This is a genomic window from Paraburkholderia gardini, assembly GCF_907164545.1.
Classification (GTDB): domain Bacteria; phylum Pseudomonadota; class Gammaproteobacteria; order Burkholderiales; family Burkholderiaceae; genus Paraburkholderia; species Paraburkholderia gardini.
Window position 1 is genome coordinate 17,523 of sequence record NZ_CAJQZB010000054.1, and the last position, 15,136, is coordinate 32,658.

General features: G+C 62.6%; 11 protein-coding genes. 5 read left to right on the forward strand and 6 right to left on the reverse strand.

The window, feature by feature from the left end:
* Positions 1-78 precede the first annotated feature (78 nt).
* The 3 genes from argC to LPA37_RS26170 form a co-directional block, all read right to left on the reverse strand.
* Entirely contained in the window at positions 79-1,026 is a 948-nt protein-coding gene (gene argC, locus LPA37_RS26160) for an N-acetyl-gamma-glutamyl-phosphate reductase (RefSeq protein ID WP_228979761.1), read from the reverse strand.
* Positions 1,027-1,307: 281 nt separating this feature from the next.
* The gene (locus LPA37_RS26165) at positions 1,308-1,883 is read right to left on the reverse strand and encodes a flavodoxin family protein (RefSeq protein ID WP_229014091.1); all 576 of its coding nucleotides are present in this window, start codon (positions 1,881-1,883) and stop codon (positions 1,308-1,310) included.
* A gap of 107 nt (positions 1,884-1,990) precedes the next feature.
* Positions 1,991-2,593, reverse strand: a complete 603-nt coding sequence (locus tag LPA37_RS26170) for a YbhB/YbcL family Raf kinase inhibitor-like protein (RefSeq protein ID WP_229014092.1) — start codon at positions 2,591-2,593, stop codon at positions 1,991-1,993.
* Between the two features lie 464 nt (positions 2,594-3,057).
* On the opposite strand from LPA37_RS26170, the gene LPA37_RS26175 reads away from it, so the two are divergent.
* Positions 3,058-3,738 carry a response regulator gene (locus LPA37_RS26175; protein WP_090535259.1) on the forward strand — a complete coding sequence of 227 codons (681 nt, stop codon included), beginning with the start codon at positions 3,058-3,060 and terminating at the stop codon, positions 3,736-3,738.
* 114 nt (positions 3,739-3,852) lie between these two features.
* Here the strand turns inward: LPA37_RS26175 and LPA37_RS26180 are convergent, their stop codons facing one another.
* Positions 3,853-4,539 (reverse strand): orotate phosphoribosyltransferase, encoded by a 687-nt coding sequence (locus LPA37_RS26180; protein WP_090535260.1) that lies wholly within the window; start codon positions 4,537-4,539, stop codon positions 3,853-3,855.
* 339 nt (positions 4,540-4,878) lie between these two features.
* Here LPA37_RS26180 and LPA37_RS26185 point away from each other — a divergent pair, with 339 nt between their 5' ends.
* Positions 4,879-6,132, forward strand: coding sequence for an MFS transporter (locus LPA37_RS26185; protein WP_229014093.1), 1,254 nt, complete (start codon positions 4,879-4,881; stop codon positions 6,130-6,132).
* Positions 6,133-6,422: 290 nt separating this feature from the next.
* The gene (locus LPA37_RS26190) at positions 6,423-8,702 is read left to right on the forward strand and encodes an NADP-dependent malic enzyme (protein WP_228979756.1); all 2,280 of its coding nucleotides are present in this window, start codon (positions 6,423-6,425) and stop codon (positions 8,700-8,702) included.
* Positions 8,703-8,899: 197 nt separating this feature from the next.
* On the opposite strand, the gene LPA37_RS26195 is transcribed toward LPA37_RS26190, so the two are convergent.
* A complete protein-coding gene (locus LPA37_RS26195; protein WP_228979754.1) occupies positions 8,900-12,526 on the reverse strand; it encodes an indolepyruvate ferredoxin oxidoreductase family protein in 3,627 nt (1,208 codons plus the stop codon).
* A gap of 355 nt (positions 12,527-12,881) precedes the next feature.
* On the opposite strand from LPA37_RS26195, the gene LPA37_RS27950 reads away from it, so the two are divergent.
* Positions 12,882-13,073 carry a hypothetical protein gene (locus LPA37_RS27950; RefSeq protein ID WP_228979753.1) on the forward strand — a complete coding sequence of 64 codons (192 nt, stop codon included), beginning with the start codon at positions 12,882-12,884 and terminating at the stop codon, positions 13,071-13,073.
* 146 nt (positions 13,074-13,219) lie between these two features.
* Here the strand turns inward: LPA37_RS27950 and hppD are convergent, their stop codons facing one another.
* Positions 13,220-14,317 carry a 4-hydroxyphenylpyruvate dioxygenase gene (hppD, locus tag LPA37_RS26205; RefSeq protein WP_228979751.1) on the reverse strand — a complete coding sequence of 366 codons (1,098 nt, stop codon included), beginning with the start codon at positions 14,315-14,317 and terminating at the stop codon, positions 13,220-13,222.
* 148 nt (positions 14,318-14,465) lie between these two features.
* Between hppD and LPA37_RS26210 the strand changes: the two genes are divergently transcribed.
* Entirely contained in the window at positions 14,466-14,987 is a 522-nt protein-coding gene (locus tag LPA37_RS26210; protein ID WP_228980007.1) for an Lrp/AsnC family transcriptional regulator, read from the forward strand.
* The last annotated feature ends 149 nt before the right edge of the window (positions 14,988-15,136 follow it).

Here is a 15,136-nt window from a genome sequence, read left to right on the forward strand (position 1 = left end):
ATAAAAAAGCCGGCTTTATCGAAAGCCGGCTTTAATCTGCCTGTATGAATCAGGCAATTCTGCCCACGATTTGAGAAATCAGCGTTTAAGGCCGGTTTCTTCGCCGGCGCCGATCGCGAGATTCATGCACTGGATCGCGGCGCCCGATGCGCCTTTGCCGAGGTTATCGAGCCGTGCCACCGTCACGAAACGTTCTTCGTTGCCGAACACGAACAGGTCGACCCGGTTGGTGTCGTTGTTCGCCTGTACGTCGAGAAAGCCGCCGTCCAGATTCTCGTCCGCATTGAACGGCGCGACGCGCACGAACGCTTCGCCTGCATAGTATTCGGCGAAGAGCGCCTGCACGTCTTGCGGCGCGGCCTTGCGCGCGAGCTGCGATGGCGAGAAGTACGTCGTCACTGCCAGACCCTTATAGAAGTTGCCGACGATCGGCGTAAACACCGGCACCGACTTCAGCCCCGTGTGCGCCGCCATTTCCGGCAGGTGCTTGTGCGTGAGGCCCAGCGCGTACGGGCGTGGGCTCGCCAGTTTCGCGTCGCCGCCGGCTTCGTAATCCGCGATCATTTTCTTGCCGCCGCCGCTATAGCCGGTGATCGAATAGCTGTGCGCCGCGAAATCCGGCGTGACAAGGCCGGCTTCGACGAGCGGGCGCATGGCCAGCACGAACGCCGACGCGTGGCAGCCGGGCACGGCGATCCGCTTCGCCGAGCGCAGGCGCTCGCGCTGCGAGCGGGCCAGTTCCGGCAGGCCGTACGCCCAGTCGGCACTGGTGCGAAACGCGGTGCTCGCGTCGATCAGCACAGTGCGATCGTTTTCAACCAGCGAGGCGGATTCGCGCGACGCCACATCCGGCAGGCACAGGAATGTCACGTCCGATGCGTTGATGAGACGGCGGCGCTCGTCGAGGTCTTTGCGCTTTGCTTCCTCGATACGCAGGATTTCCACGTCGGCGCGCTGCGACAGGTATTCAAAAATCTTCAGGCCGGTCGTGCCTTCCTGTCCGTCGACAAAAACTTTCGTGCTCATCTCGATCTCACTGGCTTGCGGGTGCTGGAATGCGTGGACGCCGTGCGGCGCCGGAACGCCATTTTAAGACCGTATGGCGGCGCGCGTACGAAAGCGTCGGCGAAAAAAGACGGTGCGCCACGAAAATGACATCGAAATGACGATGTTAAACGGTAGATGCAGTGCGTTGCGGGCGGATCGCCGGGAGATTGGCGACAGAATGCGGCAAATGGGTAGCGTTACGACACAAGGCCTTCGCCGCGCGTCCTTGCCTCGCCGTGTTGCCGCCGCGCGCCTGGCGCCTAGCCTTGCCGGTTGCCGCTCCAGCGCGCCGTGACGGCCGCGACCCGCGCACCGAACGCTTTCGCGGTATCGAGATCGCCTTGCGGCGGCGCTTCCTCGGCGGACGCATCCGCTGGCGACTGCGTCAGCAGCCCTGCGTAACCTCCGACGTAGTTCAGATCGTTGCGCGTCGCCGCCTTCGTGTTCGACGGCATGATGCCCATGCCCGCCCAGATCATGCCGTGCTGCATCGCGAGCGAGATGAAGTACTGGATCGTCGAGAACTTGTCGCCGTTCATCGTCGCGGAATTCGTGAAGCCGGCTGCAATCTTGTCCTTCCAGCTTTGCGTGAGCCATGGCTTCGAGCTGGCGTCGGCGAATTTCTTGAAGTCGGCGGATGCGCCGCCCATGTAGGTCGGCGCGCCGAAGATGATGCCGTCGGCGGCATCGAGTTCGGCCCACGCCGCTTCGTCGAGCTCGCCCACCGCAACCAGTTTCGCATCGGCACCGGCGTCGAGCGTGCCGGCGAGGACCGCTTCGGCAACCTTCTTCGTATGGCCATAACCGCTGTGATACACGATGACGATCTTCGACATGAGCAATCTCCTGAGCAGGTTGAGCAAAGCGTGGACGATCGACGGTGCGCGCACGCCGGCATCATGTCTGGAGGCGGCGTGCTGCCAGGGGCGCCGCCGGCCGGGCATTAACGGCCGTAGGTTACGATCATCCGCGCGAAGCCGAGCGTCGCGGTGTCGATCTCGTGCTCGAACATCAGTGCGGGCCGGCCCTGCGCCACCCGCAGGTTCAATGTGTTGAGCGCGTACACGGTGACCACGTAGTGATGCGGCTTGCCGGCGGGCGGACATGGGCCGCCGTAGCCGTCGGTGTCGAAGTCGTTGCGCGCCTCGACGGCCCCGAGCTTCTGGATATAACCGGAGGCGCTGGCATTTTCCGGCAGCTGGTCGACGCCCGGCGGAATACCGGCCACCGCCCAGTGCCACCAGCCGCGGCCGGGCGCATCCGGGTCGACGATGCTGACCGCGAAGCCGCGCGTACCGGCCGGCGCGTCGTGCCACGACAACTGTGGCGAACGGTTGCCGCCCTTGCAGTCTTCCTGGTCGAAGACCTGGGCGATGCCTACAGGACCGCCAGCATGAAAACTCGTGCTCGAGAGCCCGAACGTGCCCTGCGCCAGCGCGTGCGGACCCTGGGCGGCGGCGAGTGCCAGACTGGATATCGCCAGCACGAGGGAAGGCAGATGAAAGCGGAGCGAAGCAGGCGAAACCACGAGGCAACGCGAACGCATGTTCCGGTTCTCCTGTCGACCTGAGTTAGCGCTTTAGCGCTTACTCAGGTCCCATGCAAGTTGTTGCGGTCGACCTGAGTTAGCGCTTTAGCGCTTACTCAGGTCCCATGCAAGTTGTTGCGGTCGACCTGAGTTAGCGCTTTAGCTGTCGACCGGAGTTGGCGCTTCAGCGCTTACCTCGGCCCCATGCGCGCTACTCCGATCCCATGCGAGATGGTTACTGTCAGGGCCATGACGTGGCTATCGTCACGAAGATTATTGTCCCTATTTTGCGCTCACGCGTCGATTCCGGTTCATCGAGGTGTAGGTTTGAGGCGATTCCCTTCCCCGAACAGGCCGGCCTGCAGGGAAATCGGCTATATTCGGATGAATCGCGATGTGGCCAAAACCGCAAGCAAGACTAATAAATCCAGAATACGTTAGATGACAGGCAGACCGTCGTTTAGCTTTCGTCGAGGGCGTGCATGCAGGAGAACATCAGAGTCGTGGTGGCCGACGACCATCCGGTCATTCTGTTCGGTGCCGAGAACGCGTTGCTGAAGTTCGCCGGCATCGAGGTCGTCGCGCGAGCGAAGCAGTCCACCGAACTCATCCACATTCTCCAGACTATTCCCTGCGACGTGCTGGTGACCGATCTCGCCATGCCGGGCGGCCAGTACGGCGACGGCCTGCCGCTGATCAGCTATCTGCGGCGCAACTTTCCGACGCTCGGCATCGTCGTGTTGACGATGCTCGAGAACGCCGCACTGCTCAAGCGCCTGAGCGACCTGGGCGTCGAATCGGTCGTCAACAAGTCCGACGATCTGAGCCACATCGGGCTCGCGGTGCAGCACGTGAGCCGCAAGATGGAATACATGAGCCCTTCGGTGCGTGCATCGCTTGATACATTGCGCATGAATGCGGGCGGCAAGACGAGCGAAGTGATCCTGTCGCGGCGTGAACTCGAGGTGGTGCGTCTGTTCGTGTCCGGCATGACGATCAAGGAAATCTCCGAGCAGTTGAACCGCAGCATCAAGACCATCAGCACACAGAAGAACACGGCGATGCGCAAGCTCGGCCTCGAACGCGATTCGGAACTGTTTCAGTACGCACAGAGCAACGGCTTGCTGAACCTGTCGTCGTACACACCGGGCGAGAGCGGTTGAACCGCCACGCGTGAATGAACGCAGTATCTGTTGTGCATAAAAAAACCGCCTGATCCAGAAAGATCAGGCGGTTTTTTGTATCGGCCGGAAGCCGCTCCGGCCAGGCACCATAGCTTACTGCGGCGAAGCCGTCGCGCCGCCGTGCGCTGCCGACCATTCAGCCGGTGCGTGCAGGAATTTCTCGACTTCGTCGAGCGTCTTCGTTTCGAAGTAGCCCGACTGCTTGGCGACGCGCAACACGTCCCACCAGGTGGCGAGTGCGTGCAGATCGACGTCGATGTCTTTCAGCACCGACACGCTTTCCTTGAAGATGTTGTAGTGGAACAGCACGAAGCAGTGGTTCACCTGCGCGCCGGCCGTGCGCAGCGCGTTGATGAAGTTGATCTTGCTGCGGCTGTCGGTGGTCAGGTCTTCGACCAGCAGCACGCGTTGACCTTCGGTCAGCAGGCCTTCGATCTGCGCGTTGCGGCCGAAACCCTTCGGCTTCTTGCGCACGTATTGCATCGGCACCATCAGGCGGTCGGACAGCCATGCCGCGAACGGGATGCCGGCGGTTTCGCCGCCGGCGACCGCGTCGATCTGCTCGTAGCCGACATCGCGCAGGATTGTGGCTTCAGCCATTTCCATCAGGCCGCGGCGCACGCGCGGATACGAGATCAGCTTGCGGCAGTCGATATAGACCGGGCTCGCCCAGCCGGACGTGAAAATGTACGGTTTTTCCGCGTTGAAGTGTACGGCCTGCACTTCGAGCAGCATCTTGGCGGTCGTGTCGGAGATCGTCTGGCGATCGAAGCCTGTCATGGGCGGATCCTTGGGTGTCAGCGGGGAAGGCGGGCGCGAAGCCCGGTGGCGTAGCGAGTGCGGCGTTTTACTGCGCAGTGGGTGAGGCGTCAGGGACAGCCCATGGCCCAGTGCAGGTAAAACGCGCGGCCGGGCAGTTGACCGGCCGGTTTGCTACGCGCGTAGCCCGTTATTTTACCCGATCGGGGCCGTTCCGAGGAGCCCTGGCACGCCGGATTTGCCGTAACGGCCGGCTGCGCGGCGCCCAGCGGCTCTGATCGCTGACTTTTTGGCCAGGTTGTGAGCGCCCAGTCGTGCCTTTACACTCACGCGACTTTCCAGTGCATCTCCAATGGCTCCATGAACACCGCTCCCTCTTCATCCGCTTCCCCCACATCTGGCAGGCATGGGCGCCGTGGCTATGCCGGCCGCGCGCTGGTTGCGTCAATGCTTGGCTACGCGATGGACGGCTTCGATCTGCTGATCCTCGGCTTCATGCTGCCGGTGATCGCGCTCGATCTTCATCTGTCGTCGGCGCAGGCCGGGTCGCTCGTTACATGGACGCTGATCGGTGCGGTCCTGGGCGGTATCGTGTTCGGCGTGCTCAGCGACTGGTTCGGCCGCGTGCGCATGCTGACGTGGACGATCCTGATCTTTGCCGTTTTCACCGGCCTGTGCGCGCTCGCGCGGGGCTATGCCGATCTGCTCGCGTACCGGACGATCGCTGGCATCGGTCTTGGCGGTGAGTTCGGCATCGGCATGACGCTGGTGGCTGAAGCGTGGCCGGCTTCGCAGCGGGCGCGTGTTTCGTCGTACGTCGGGCTCGGCTGGCAACTGGGCGTGCTGGCCGCGGCGCTGGTCACGCCGCTTCTGCTGCCGGTGATCGGCTGGCGTGGCATGTTCGCGATCGGTCTTCTGCCGGCAGTCGTGTCGTTTGCCGTGCGCAGGCGCGTCGAGGAGCCGGCGCTTTTCACCCTTCGCGCTGAACGTGCGACACGCGGCGAGCGTCGCAGGTTGCCGCTCAAGCTGCTCGTCGCTGATGCGCGCACGCTGCGCATCAGCATCGGCGTCACGATTCTCTGTTCCGTGCAGAACTTCGGTTACTACGGGCTCATGATCTGGCTGCCCAGCTATCTCTCGAAGACATTCGGCTACTCACTCACGAAATCGGGGTTATGGACAGCGGCGACGGTGATCGGCATGGGCGCGGGCATCTGGCTGTTCGGCATGGCCGCCGACCGCTTCGGCCGCAAGCCGACGTTTCTGTTCTACCAGGCGGGCGCCGTGGTGATGGTGTTTGTGTATGCGCATCTGTCCACACCGTTTGCGTTGCTCATCGGCGGCGCGGTGATGGGTGTGTTCGTGAACGGCATGATCGGTGGCTATGGCGCGCTGATTTCGGAGCTGTATCCGACCGAAGCGCGCGCCACGGCGCAGAACGTTCTCTTCAACATCGGGCGCGCGGTGGGCGGCTTCGGGCCCGTCGTGGTCGGCGCGCTGGCGGCGCGGTTTTCGTTCGCTGCCGCGCTTGCGCTGCTCGCGTCGATCTATCTGCTCGACATTCTCGCGACGTTATTCCTCATTCCGGAGCGACGCGGCGCATTGCTCGAATAAGCCGTGTGTTCACGTATGTCGTGACCGTCCATCATGACGCGCCGCAACATGTGTCCATCCCGCCTCTCGTCCTGTCTGCCGCCGTAAACCCGAGGCGTAACGGTGAGTGCGGGGTGTACACTGATCGGCCCGCCAAACGTTCCGTATTGTTTTGTCCGACGTCCAGGTTTGACGCCGCGCCTAACCGGTGCAGGCGAAAACCGTCGCTGTCGATCACCCATTCGATACGCGCAGGCGCCGTCCGCGATGCAACGTGCCGGGCCCATCACTAACGTCTCGCAGGTCAGAAAATGGACGAACAACTTAAGCAAAGCGCTCTCGCATACCACCAGTTTCCGAAGCCCGGCAAGATTTCGGTCACGCCGACCAAACCGCTGTCGAACCAGCTCGATCTTTCGCTCGCGTATTCGCCGGGCGTCGCCGCAGCCTGCATGGCGATCTTCGATGAGCCGCTCGACGCGCAGAAGTACACGTCGCGCGGCAATCTTGTCGGCGTGATCACGAACGGCACGGCCGTGCTCGGTCTGGGCAACATCGGCCCGCTCGCCGCGAAGCCGGTGATGGAAGGCAAGGGCTGTCTCTTCAAGAAATTCGCCGGCATCGACGTGTTCGACATCGAGTTGAACGAGTCCGATCCGGACAAGCTCGTCGAAGCGATCGCCATGCTCGAGCCCACGCTCGGCGGCATCAACCTCGAAGACATCAAGGCGCCAGAGTGCTTCTACATCGAGAAGAAGCTGCGCGAGCGCATGAAGATTCCGGTCTTCCACGACGACCAGCACGGCACGGCGATCATCGCTTCGGCGGCGATCCTGAACGGCCTGAAAGTGGTCGGCAAGCAGCTCGCCGAAGTGAAGTTCGTGTGTTCCGGCGCGGGCGCGGCGGCGATTGCGTGTCTGGATCTGCTCGTGAACCTCGGGCTGTCGAAGAAGAACATTCTGGTCGTGGACTCGAAAGGCGTGATCTACGAAGGTCGCGGCAATCTGGATCCTTCGAAGGAGCGTTACGCGGCGCATACCGAAGACCGCACGCTCGCCGATGCGATTCGCGGCGCCGACGTGTTCCTCGGCTGTTCGAGCGCGGGCGTGCTGAAGCCGGAAATGGTGATGGAAATGGGTACGCAGCCGCTGATTCTCGCGCTTGCGAACCCGGACCCGGAAATCCGTCCGGAAGACGCGAAGAAGGTTCGCCCGGACTGCATCATCGCGACGGGCCGTTCGGACTATCCGAACCAGGTGAACAACGTGTTGTGCTTCCCGTTCATCTTCCGCGGCGCGCTGGACGTCGGCGCGACCACGATCACCGAGGAAATGAAGCTCGCGTGCGTGCGCGCGATCGCCGAGCTGGCCGAGGAAACCGACCAGGGCGATGAAGTCGCGAAAGCGTACGAAGGCCACTCGCTCGAATTCGGTCCCGAGTATCTGATTCCGAAGCCGTTCGATCCGCGTCTCATCATCAAGATCGCGCCGGCGGTGGCGCAGGCGGCGATGGATTCGGGCGTCGCGACCCGTCCGATCAAGGACATGGATGCGTATCGCGAAGAACTCGGCACCACCGTCTATCGCACGGGCATGGTGATGCGTCCGGTGTTCGCGGCGGCGAAGTCGGCGCCGGCGCGCATCGTGTTCGCGGAAGGCGAGGACGAGCGCGTGCTGCGCGCCGCGCAGTTCGTGCTGCTGGAGAAGATCGCGAAGCCGATTCTCGTCGGGCGGCCGTCGGTGATCGAGATGCGTCTGAAGAAGATGGGCTCGAAGCTGAAGTGCAACGAAGACGTCGAGATCGTCGATCCGGAAGACGATCCGCGCTATCAGCAGTGCTGGCAGGCGTATCACGAAATCGGTGCGCGCGAAGGCATCACGCCGGACGTCGCGAAGGCGGCGATGCGCAAGTTCAACACGCTGATCGGCGCGATTCTCGTGCGCCTTGGCGAGGCGGACGGCATGATCTGCGGGATGATCGGGCAGTATCACACGCACCTGAATTTCATCGAACAGGTGCTGGGTAAAGCCGAGAACGTGCAGAACTTCGCCGCGATGAACCTGCTGATGCTGCCGGGCCGCAATCTGTTCATCTGCGACACGTACGTGAACGAAACGCCGACGCCGGAGCAACTCGCCGACATGACGATGCTGGCGGCCCGCGAGATCGAGAAATTCGGCATCGCGCCGAAGGTCGCGCTACTGTCGAACTCGAACTTCGGCAGTGCGCCGTCCTCGTCGTCGGCGCGGATGGCGGCGGCCCGCAAGCTGATCGCACAACGCGCACCGACGCTCGAAATCGACGGTGAAATGCACGGCGACGCGGCGTTGTCAGAAGCGGTGCGCAAGGCCGCGTTCCCGGGCACCACGCTGACCGGCGAGGCGAACCTGCTGATCATGCCGAACGTCGAAGCGGCGAACATCACATACAACCTGCTGAAGATGATCGGCGGCGAAGGCGTGACGGTCGGTCCGTTCCTGCTCGGTGCGGAAAAACCGGTGCATATCCTGACCCCGGCCGCGACGGTACGCCGGATCATCAATATGACGGCGGTGGCTTCGGCGAATGCGCGGGTGCGTTCGGCGGGCTGATGTGAGCTTGATGTGGGGCGATGTTGATTGACCGATGGAGCGCAGGACGCCTGTGATGGCGTTTCGCGGGTCCGGTCGATTCAACCTCTGTCGTCCGGTAAAAAAAGGCGGTTGCCCGTGAAGGACAACCGCCTTTCGTTTTACTTCACCTTACTACGCCATGCGTTTCGTGTAACCCGCCGTGACGGGCGGCATGCTCAGGCCACGTGCTGCACGCTACCCGGTTCTGGCGCGCGCCAGCGGGCCAGCAGATCGTTCCACTTCACGCGCACGCCTTTCAGGTTGTTCTCCTTCACGTGACCGTAGCCCCGGATGCCGTCCGGCAGGCTCGCCAGTTCGACAGCCAGCGCGCGATTCCCGGCGGTCAGCCCCGCGCAAAGTTCCTGTACGAGCGCCTCGTATTCACCGATCAGCTCACGTTCCGTGCGACGTTCATCCGTTTTTCCAAACGGATCGAGCGCCGTGCCACGCAGGAACTTCAGCTTCGCGAGCACGTTCATCGCCGTGAACACCCACGGGCCGTACTTTTTCTTGATCAGGTGTCCCTGCGCGTCTTTCTTCGAGAACGCGGGCGGCGCGAGATACAGGTTGAGCTTCCAGTCGCCTTCGAAGCTTGCCTTCAGTTTCTCGACGAACGCCGGGTCGGCATACAGCCGCGCGACTTCGTATTCGTCCTTGTACGCCATCAGCTTGTGCAGGTTTTTCGCGACCGCTTCAGTCAGCGGGAATTGACCGTCGCCGGTATCGAGCGATGCCTCTTTCGCGCGAACCTCGGCCACGCGGCTGCGATAGCGCGTCGCATACGCATCGTTCTGATACGCCGCGAGGTACGCCGCGCGTTTGTCGATCAGCGTGTCGAGCGCCTTCGGCGTATGCAGCGTGATGATCTTGCCACCTGTCGCCGGTTCATCAGCGGCACCCGCGCTCGTGCCCGCTTCACCGCGCGCCTGCGACTTCACGAGTTTGCGCACGCCAGCCAGATCGTGCGCCGCGCGGCGACCCCATTCGAACGCCGACAGATTCTTTTCGACCTGCACCGCGTTCAGCTCGATTGCGCGCTTGAGCGACTGATACGTCAGCGGCACCCAGCCGCGCTGCCATGCGTAACCCAGCACGAACGGGTTCGTGTAGATCGCGTCGCCCAGCAGCGCGAGCGCGAAGTGATTCGCATCGACCGCGTCGACGCCGTCATCGCCCGCTGCCGCGCGCACGTCGGCTTCCGTGTTCGAACCCGGGAAACGCCAGTTCGGGTTCTTGATGAACTCGGCGGTCGGCGTCGCCGCGCTGTTCAGCACGACCCGCGTCTGGCCAGCCTGCATCCGCGACAGGCATTCGTCGCTGGCCGTGACGATCGCATCGCAACCGATCACGAGGCTCGCTTCGCCCATTGCGATGCGCGTTGCGTGAATGTCGGCCGGACGGTTCGCGATCTGCACGTGGCTCATCACCGCGCCACCTTTCTGCGCGAGCCCCGTGACGTCGAGCACCGTGACGCCCTTGTTCTCCAGATGCGCGGCCATGCCGAGCAGCGCGCCGATCGTGACGACGCCCGTGCCGCCGACGCCCGTCACCAGCACGCCGTACGGCTTTTCGATGGACGGCAGGTCCGGCTCCGGCACCGGCGGCATGGCATCGCTGCCGACGCCGGAGACCGCTTTCGGCTTGCGCAACTGTCCGCCTTCGACCGAGACGAAGCTCGGGCAGAAGCCGTTCACGCACGAAAAGTCCTTGTTGCACGTCGACTGGTTGATCTGGCGCTTCGTGCCGTATTCGGTTTCCAGCGGTTCGACCGACAGACAGTTCGACTTCACCGAGCAGTCGCCGCAGCCTTCGCACACGGCTTCGTTGATCACGATGCGTTTCGCCGGATCGGGGTACGTGCCGCGTTTGCGGCGACGACGCTTTTCCGTCGCGCAGGTCTGGTCGTAGATCAGGATCGACGTGCCGCTGATTTCGCGCAGTTCGCGCTGCACGGCGTCGAGCTGGTCGCGATGATGAATCGTGATGCCGGGCGCGAGCTTCTGTTTTGCGTTGTCGTATTTCTCCGGCTCGTCGGTAACGATGACGATCTTCGTCGCGCCTTCGGCGGCGAGCTGATGCGTGATCTGCGGCACGGTCAGCACGCCGTCGACCGGCTGGCCGCCGGTCATCGCGACTGCGTCGTTATAGAGAATCTTGTAGGTGATGTTCGCCTTCGACGCGATCGCCGCGCGAATGGCGAGCAGCCCGGAGTGAAAGTACGTGCCGTCGCCGAGATTGGCGAACACGTGCTTGTCGTTCGTGAAAGGCGCCTGGCCGACCCACGCGACGCCTTCGCCACCCATCTGGCTGAACGTGCTGGTACTGCGGTCCATCCACACGGTCATGTAATGGCAGCCAATGCCGGCCATCGCGCGCGAGCCTTCCGGCACGTTCGTCGACGTGTTGTGCGGACAACCCGAGCAGAACCACGGCTTGCGTTCCGCCTCGACGCGCGGCTTCGCCAGCGCGCGTTCCTTCGCTTCGATCACGGTGATGCGCGCGGCGATTCGCGCGCGCACGTCCGGCGGCAGGTCGAACTTGTCGAGTCGCGTGGCGATGGCTTTCGCGATGATGGCGGGCGACAGCTCGTAGTGCGCGGGCAGCAGCCAGTTGCCCATCGGCACCGACCATTCGCCGCCGGCGCCGTCTTTCTCGTCGAACTTGCCGTACACGCGGGGACGCTGTGCGTCCGGCCAGTTGTACAGCTCTTCCTTGATCGCGTATTCGAGAATCTGCCGCTTTTCCTCGACCACGAGAATTTCTTCCAGCCCGCGCGCGAACGCATGCGCGCCCTGCGCCTCGAGCGGCCACACGCAGCCGACCTTGTACAGACGAATACCGATGCGCGAGCAGGTTTCGTCGTCGAGGCCGAGGTCGGTGAGCGCCTGACGCACGTCGAGATACGCCTTGCCGCCGGTCATGATGCCGAAGCGCGCCTGCGGCGAATCGATCTCGATGCGATCCAGTTTGTTGGCACGCACATAAGCCAGCGCGGCGTACCACTTGTAGTCGAGCAGACGCGCTTCCTGCACGAGCGGCGGATCGGGCCAGCGGATGTTGAGGCCGCCATCGGGCATCGTGAAATCGGTCGGCAGCACGACCTGCGTGCGGTGCGGATCGATGTCGACGGAAGCCGACGATTCGACCACGTCGGTCACGCACTTGAGCGCAACCCACAGGCCGGAATAACGGCTCATGGCCCAGCCGTGCAGACCGAAGTCGAGATATTCCTGAACGTTCGACGGAAACAGCACCGGAATGCCGCACGCCTTGAAGATGTGTTCAGACTGATGAGCCAGCGTGGAGGATTTCGCCGCGTGGTCGTCGCCGGCGAGAACGAGAACGCCGCCGTGTTTCGCCGATCCAGCCGAGTTCGCGTGCTTGAAGACGTCGCCGGTACGGTCGACGCCCGGGCCCTTGCCGTACCACATCGAAAACACGCCGTCGTATTTCGCGCTCGGGTACAGGTTGACCTGCTGCGAACCCCAGACGGCGGTGGCGGCGAGGTCTTCGTTGACGCCCGGCTGGAACACGATCCGGTGCCCGGCGAGATGCTGCTTCGCCTTCCACAACGACAGGTCGAGTCCGCCCAGAGGAGAGCCGCGATAACCGGAGATGAAGCCGGCCGTGTTGAGCCCGGCGGCCTTGTCGCGTTCCTGCTGCAGCATCGGCAGACGCACCAGCGCCTGGATGCCGCTCATGTACGCGCGGCCGCGTTCAAGCGTGTATTTGTCGTCGAGCGTGACGGAAGATAGTGCGGCTTCGAGCGAGGCTCGCTGTCCGGCGTCTAGCGGGGCATTCATTATGTGTACTCCTCCACCCAGTTTGGGATCACCAAAACTTCTGCGCGTCCGCATCTTGTGGATGCATCGGCCAGGGTCGCCATATTGACGGCTTTTTTGTGATGGTAGCACTGGTACAAACCCGCCGCAGTCCGTCCAGATGGCTATGGAAGCGGATGCGTGCGGCACAAATGTGACGGTTATGTGAGCTCGATCGTAACGTTTGATCTCGTGCTGTAACAGGCTGTAAAAGCGGCCCGATTAACTGGAACCGGGCAGCCGATACGTGTCTAATAGCCCACCTGTTCAAAGTCTGGCAGCGCTCTGCATACGGTTGAGCTTCAGGACGGACAGGCAGTCAGAAAAAGGAGTACGCATGATTACACGTAATATTCAGACCTTTATGATGGTCTCGGCAGCATTCTTTGCCGTGAGCGCGCCGGCTCACCCGAACAGCGCGAGCACCCTCGCGACCGCCGCCGGCCGCACTATCCATGTCGCGTTCGCATCGCGTGACGCGGATCGGCCGCAGGCCTCGCAAGCCACGCAACCCAACCGGCGTTCCTGACCGGTCAGATCGCTGCCGGCCCACTGGCCGGCTGACATTGAACTCGCGCGGTTGCCTCCATACGGCGGCCGCATCAACACGGAAGGGCGAGGATCCATCACGGGATCCTCGCCCTTTCTGCATCGCGATGCAGAAAGGGCGTGTGGCTACGTCCTGTCCTGCACCACACCGCGACGAATCTGGTCGAGCTCGATCGATTCGAACAGCGCCTTGAAGTTGCCTTCGCCAAAGCCCTGATTGCCCTTGCGCTGGATGATCTCGAAGAAGATCGGTCCGATCTGGTTTTCGGTGAAGATCTGCAGCAGCAGGTCGTCCGGCGCGCCGTCGATCAGGATCTTGCGCTTGCGCAATTCATCGAGCGGTTCGCCATGATTGGGTACACGGCGATTGACCAGTTCGTAATACGTGTCGATCGTGTCGAGCAGCGCGATATGCGCGGCGCGCAGACCGTCGACTGTCGCGTAGATGTCCGCGCTGCCGAGCGCGATGTGCTGAATGCCTTCGCCGTGATAGGCGTCGAGGTATTCCTGGATCTGGCCGGCCGTCTCCGACCCTTCCTCGTTGATCGGAATACGGATCTTGCCGCACGGGGACGTCATTGCTTTCGATTTCACGCCCGTCACCTTGCCTTCGATGTCGAAGTAACGCACTTCGCGGAAATTGAAGAGCCGCTCGTAGAACTCCGCCCATTCCTGCATGCGGCCGCGATGGACGTTGTGCGTCAGGTGATCGATGTACGTCAGGCCGTGGCCGGCCGGGTTCGGGTTCGCATCTTCGATCGGCACGAAATCGACGTCGTAGATGCTGATGTCGCCGATACTGTTCGGCGCGGCGCCATTCTTGCCGCGCCAGCGATCGACGAAATAGATCAGTGAATCGCCGATGCCCTTGATCGCCGGAATGTTCAACTCCATTGGGCCGGTCTTGTTGTCGAAGCCCCATGCGCCGCGCTCGAGTGCATGCTGATAAGCCTTCGCCGCGTCCTGTACGCGAAACGCGATCGCGCAGATCGACGGGCCGTGCAGGCGCGCGAAGCGCTGGGCGAACGAATCCGGCTCGGCGTTGACGATGAAGTTGATATCGCCCTGACGGTACAGCGTCACGTCCTTGTGACGATGTCGCGCGACGGCGGTGAAGCCCATCTGTTCGAACAACTTGCCGAGCGCTCTCGGATCCGGCGCGGTGTATTCGATGAACTCGAAGCCGTCGGTGCCGACGGGGTTCTCCCAGGTTGAAACCTGCATGTCTGTCTCCTGAATCGCGGGGAAGCGCGTGTTTCCATGAATGAGAACCAGTGTATCGGCCGGAAGCCGGCGAAAACTTGCGAACTTAATCGTGTATGGCTACGCTGGCGCTATTTACTGCCTCATCAGGCGGAAAAGGCGGCAGAAGATGGCTGGATTTGAGATAGATGCAATCGACCGGCGAATCCTGATGATCCTGCAGGAGAACGGGCGGTTGTCGAACCTCGAGATAGCGGAGCGGGTAAATTTGTCGCCGAGTCCGTGTTTGCGGCGAATCCGTCGGCTCGAGGAAAGCGGCGTGATTCGCGGGTACGTGGCGCTGCTCGATGCGCAGCAGTTGGGGCTCGATTTGCTGGCGTACGTCAACGTACGGCTGGAAAAGCGCAGCAGCCCGATTGTGGGCGCGCGTGGCGAGGGAATGGCGACGGTGCGGCCTGGCGCCACGCACGCCGACCTGTTCCGCGCGGCGGTGCAGACGTGGCCGGAAGTGGTCGCATGTCATGCGATGACCGGCGAGATGGACTACCTGCTGCGCGTGCAGGTTGAGGACATGGCCCATTTCTCACGGTTCGTGCAGGACCAGTTGCTGCACCATCCATCGGTGATCGACGTGAAGACGAGTTTCTCGCTCGAGAAGATCAAGGAAACAACAGCGCTGCCCGTACGTTGAGCCGGCGCGTGCCCCAAGGCGGGGTGCGTGACGCGCATGCAAAAAGGGCGTCCACACCAGGACGCCCTTTTTGCTTGTGCGCCCAGCATGGGCGCACTCTTGTGGGTGCAAGTCCCACCGTAAGTTGATCACAGCGAGCGAAGCGAAGC

What these genes read in the sequence shown, in the direction of transcription:
- hppD (WP_228979751.1), bottom strand. Translation starts at nt 14,317, where the DNA reads ATGCAGGTTTCAACCTGGGAGAACCCCGTCGGCACCGACGGCTTCGAG.
- LPA37_RS26195 (WP_228979754.1), bottom strand. Translation starts at nt 12,526, where the DNA reads ATGAATGCCCCGCTAGACGCCGGACAGCGAGCCTCGCTCGAAGCCGCA.
- LPA37_RS26165 (WP_229014091.1), bottom strand. Translation starts at nt 1,883, where the DNA reads ATGTCGAAGATCGTCATCGTGTATCACAGCGGTTATGGCCATACGAAG.
- LPA37_RS26185 (WP_229014093.1), top strand. Translation starts at nt 4,879, where the DNA reads ATGAACACCGCTCCCTCTTCATCCGCTTCCCCCACATCTGGCAGGCAT.
- LPA37_RS27950 (WP_228979753.1), top strand. Translation starts at nt 12,882, where the DNA reads ATGATTACACGTAATATTCAGACCTTTATGATGGTCTCGGCAGCATTC.
- argC (WP_228979761.1), bottom strand. Translation starts at nt 1,026, where the DNA reads ATGAGCACGAAAGTTTTTGTCGACGGACAGGAAGGCACGACCGGCCTG.
- LPA37_RS26170 (WP_229014092.1), bottom strand. Translation starts at nt 2,593, where the DNA reads ATGCGTTCGCGTTGCCTCGTGGTTTCGCCTGCTTCGCTCCGCTTTCAT.
- LPA37_RS26175 (WP_090535259.1), top strand. Translation starts at nt 3,058, where the DNA reads ATGCAGGAGAACATCAGAGTCGTGGTGGCCGACGACCATCCGGTCATT.
- LPA37_RS26180 (WP_090535260.1), bottom strand. Translation starts at nt 4,539, where the DNA reads ATGACAGGCTTCGATCGCCAGACGATCTCCGACACGACCGCCAAGATG.
- LPA37_RS26210 (WP_228980007.1), top strand. Translation starts at nt 14,466, where the DNA reads ATGGCTGGATTTGAGATAGATGCAATCGACCGGCGAATCCTGATGATC.
- LPA37_RS26190 (WP_228979756.1), top strand. Translation starts at nt 6,423, where the DNA reads ATGGACGAACAACTTAAGCAAAGCGCTCTCGCATACCACCAGTTTCCG.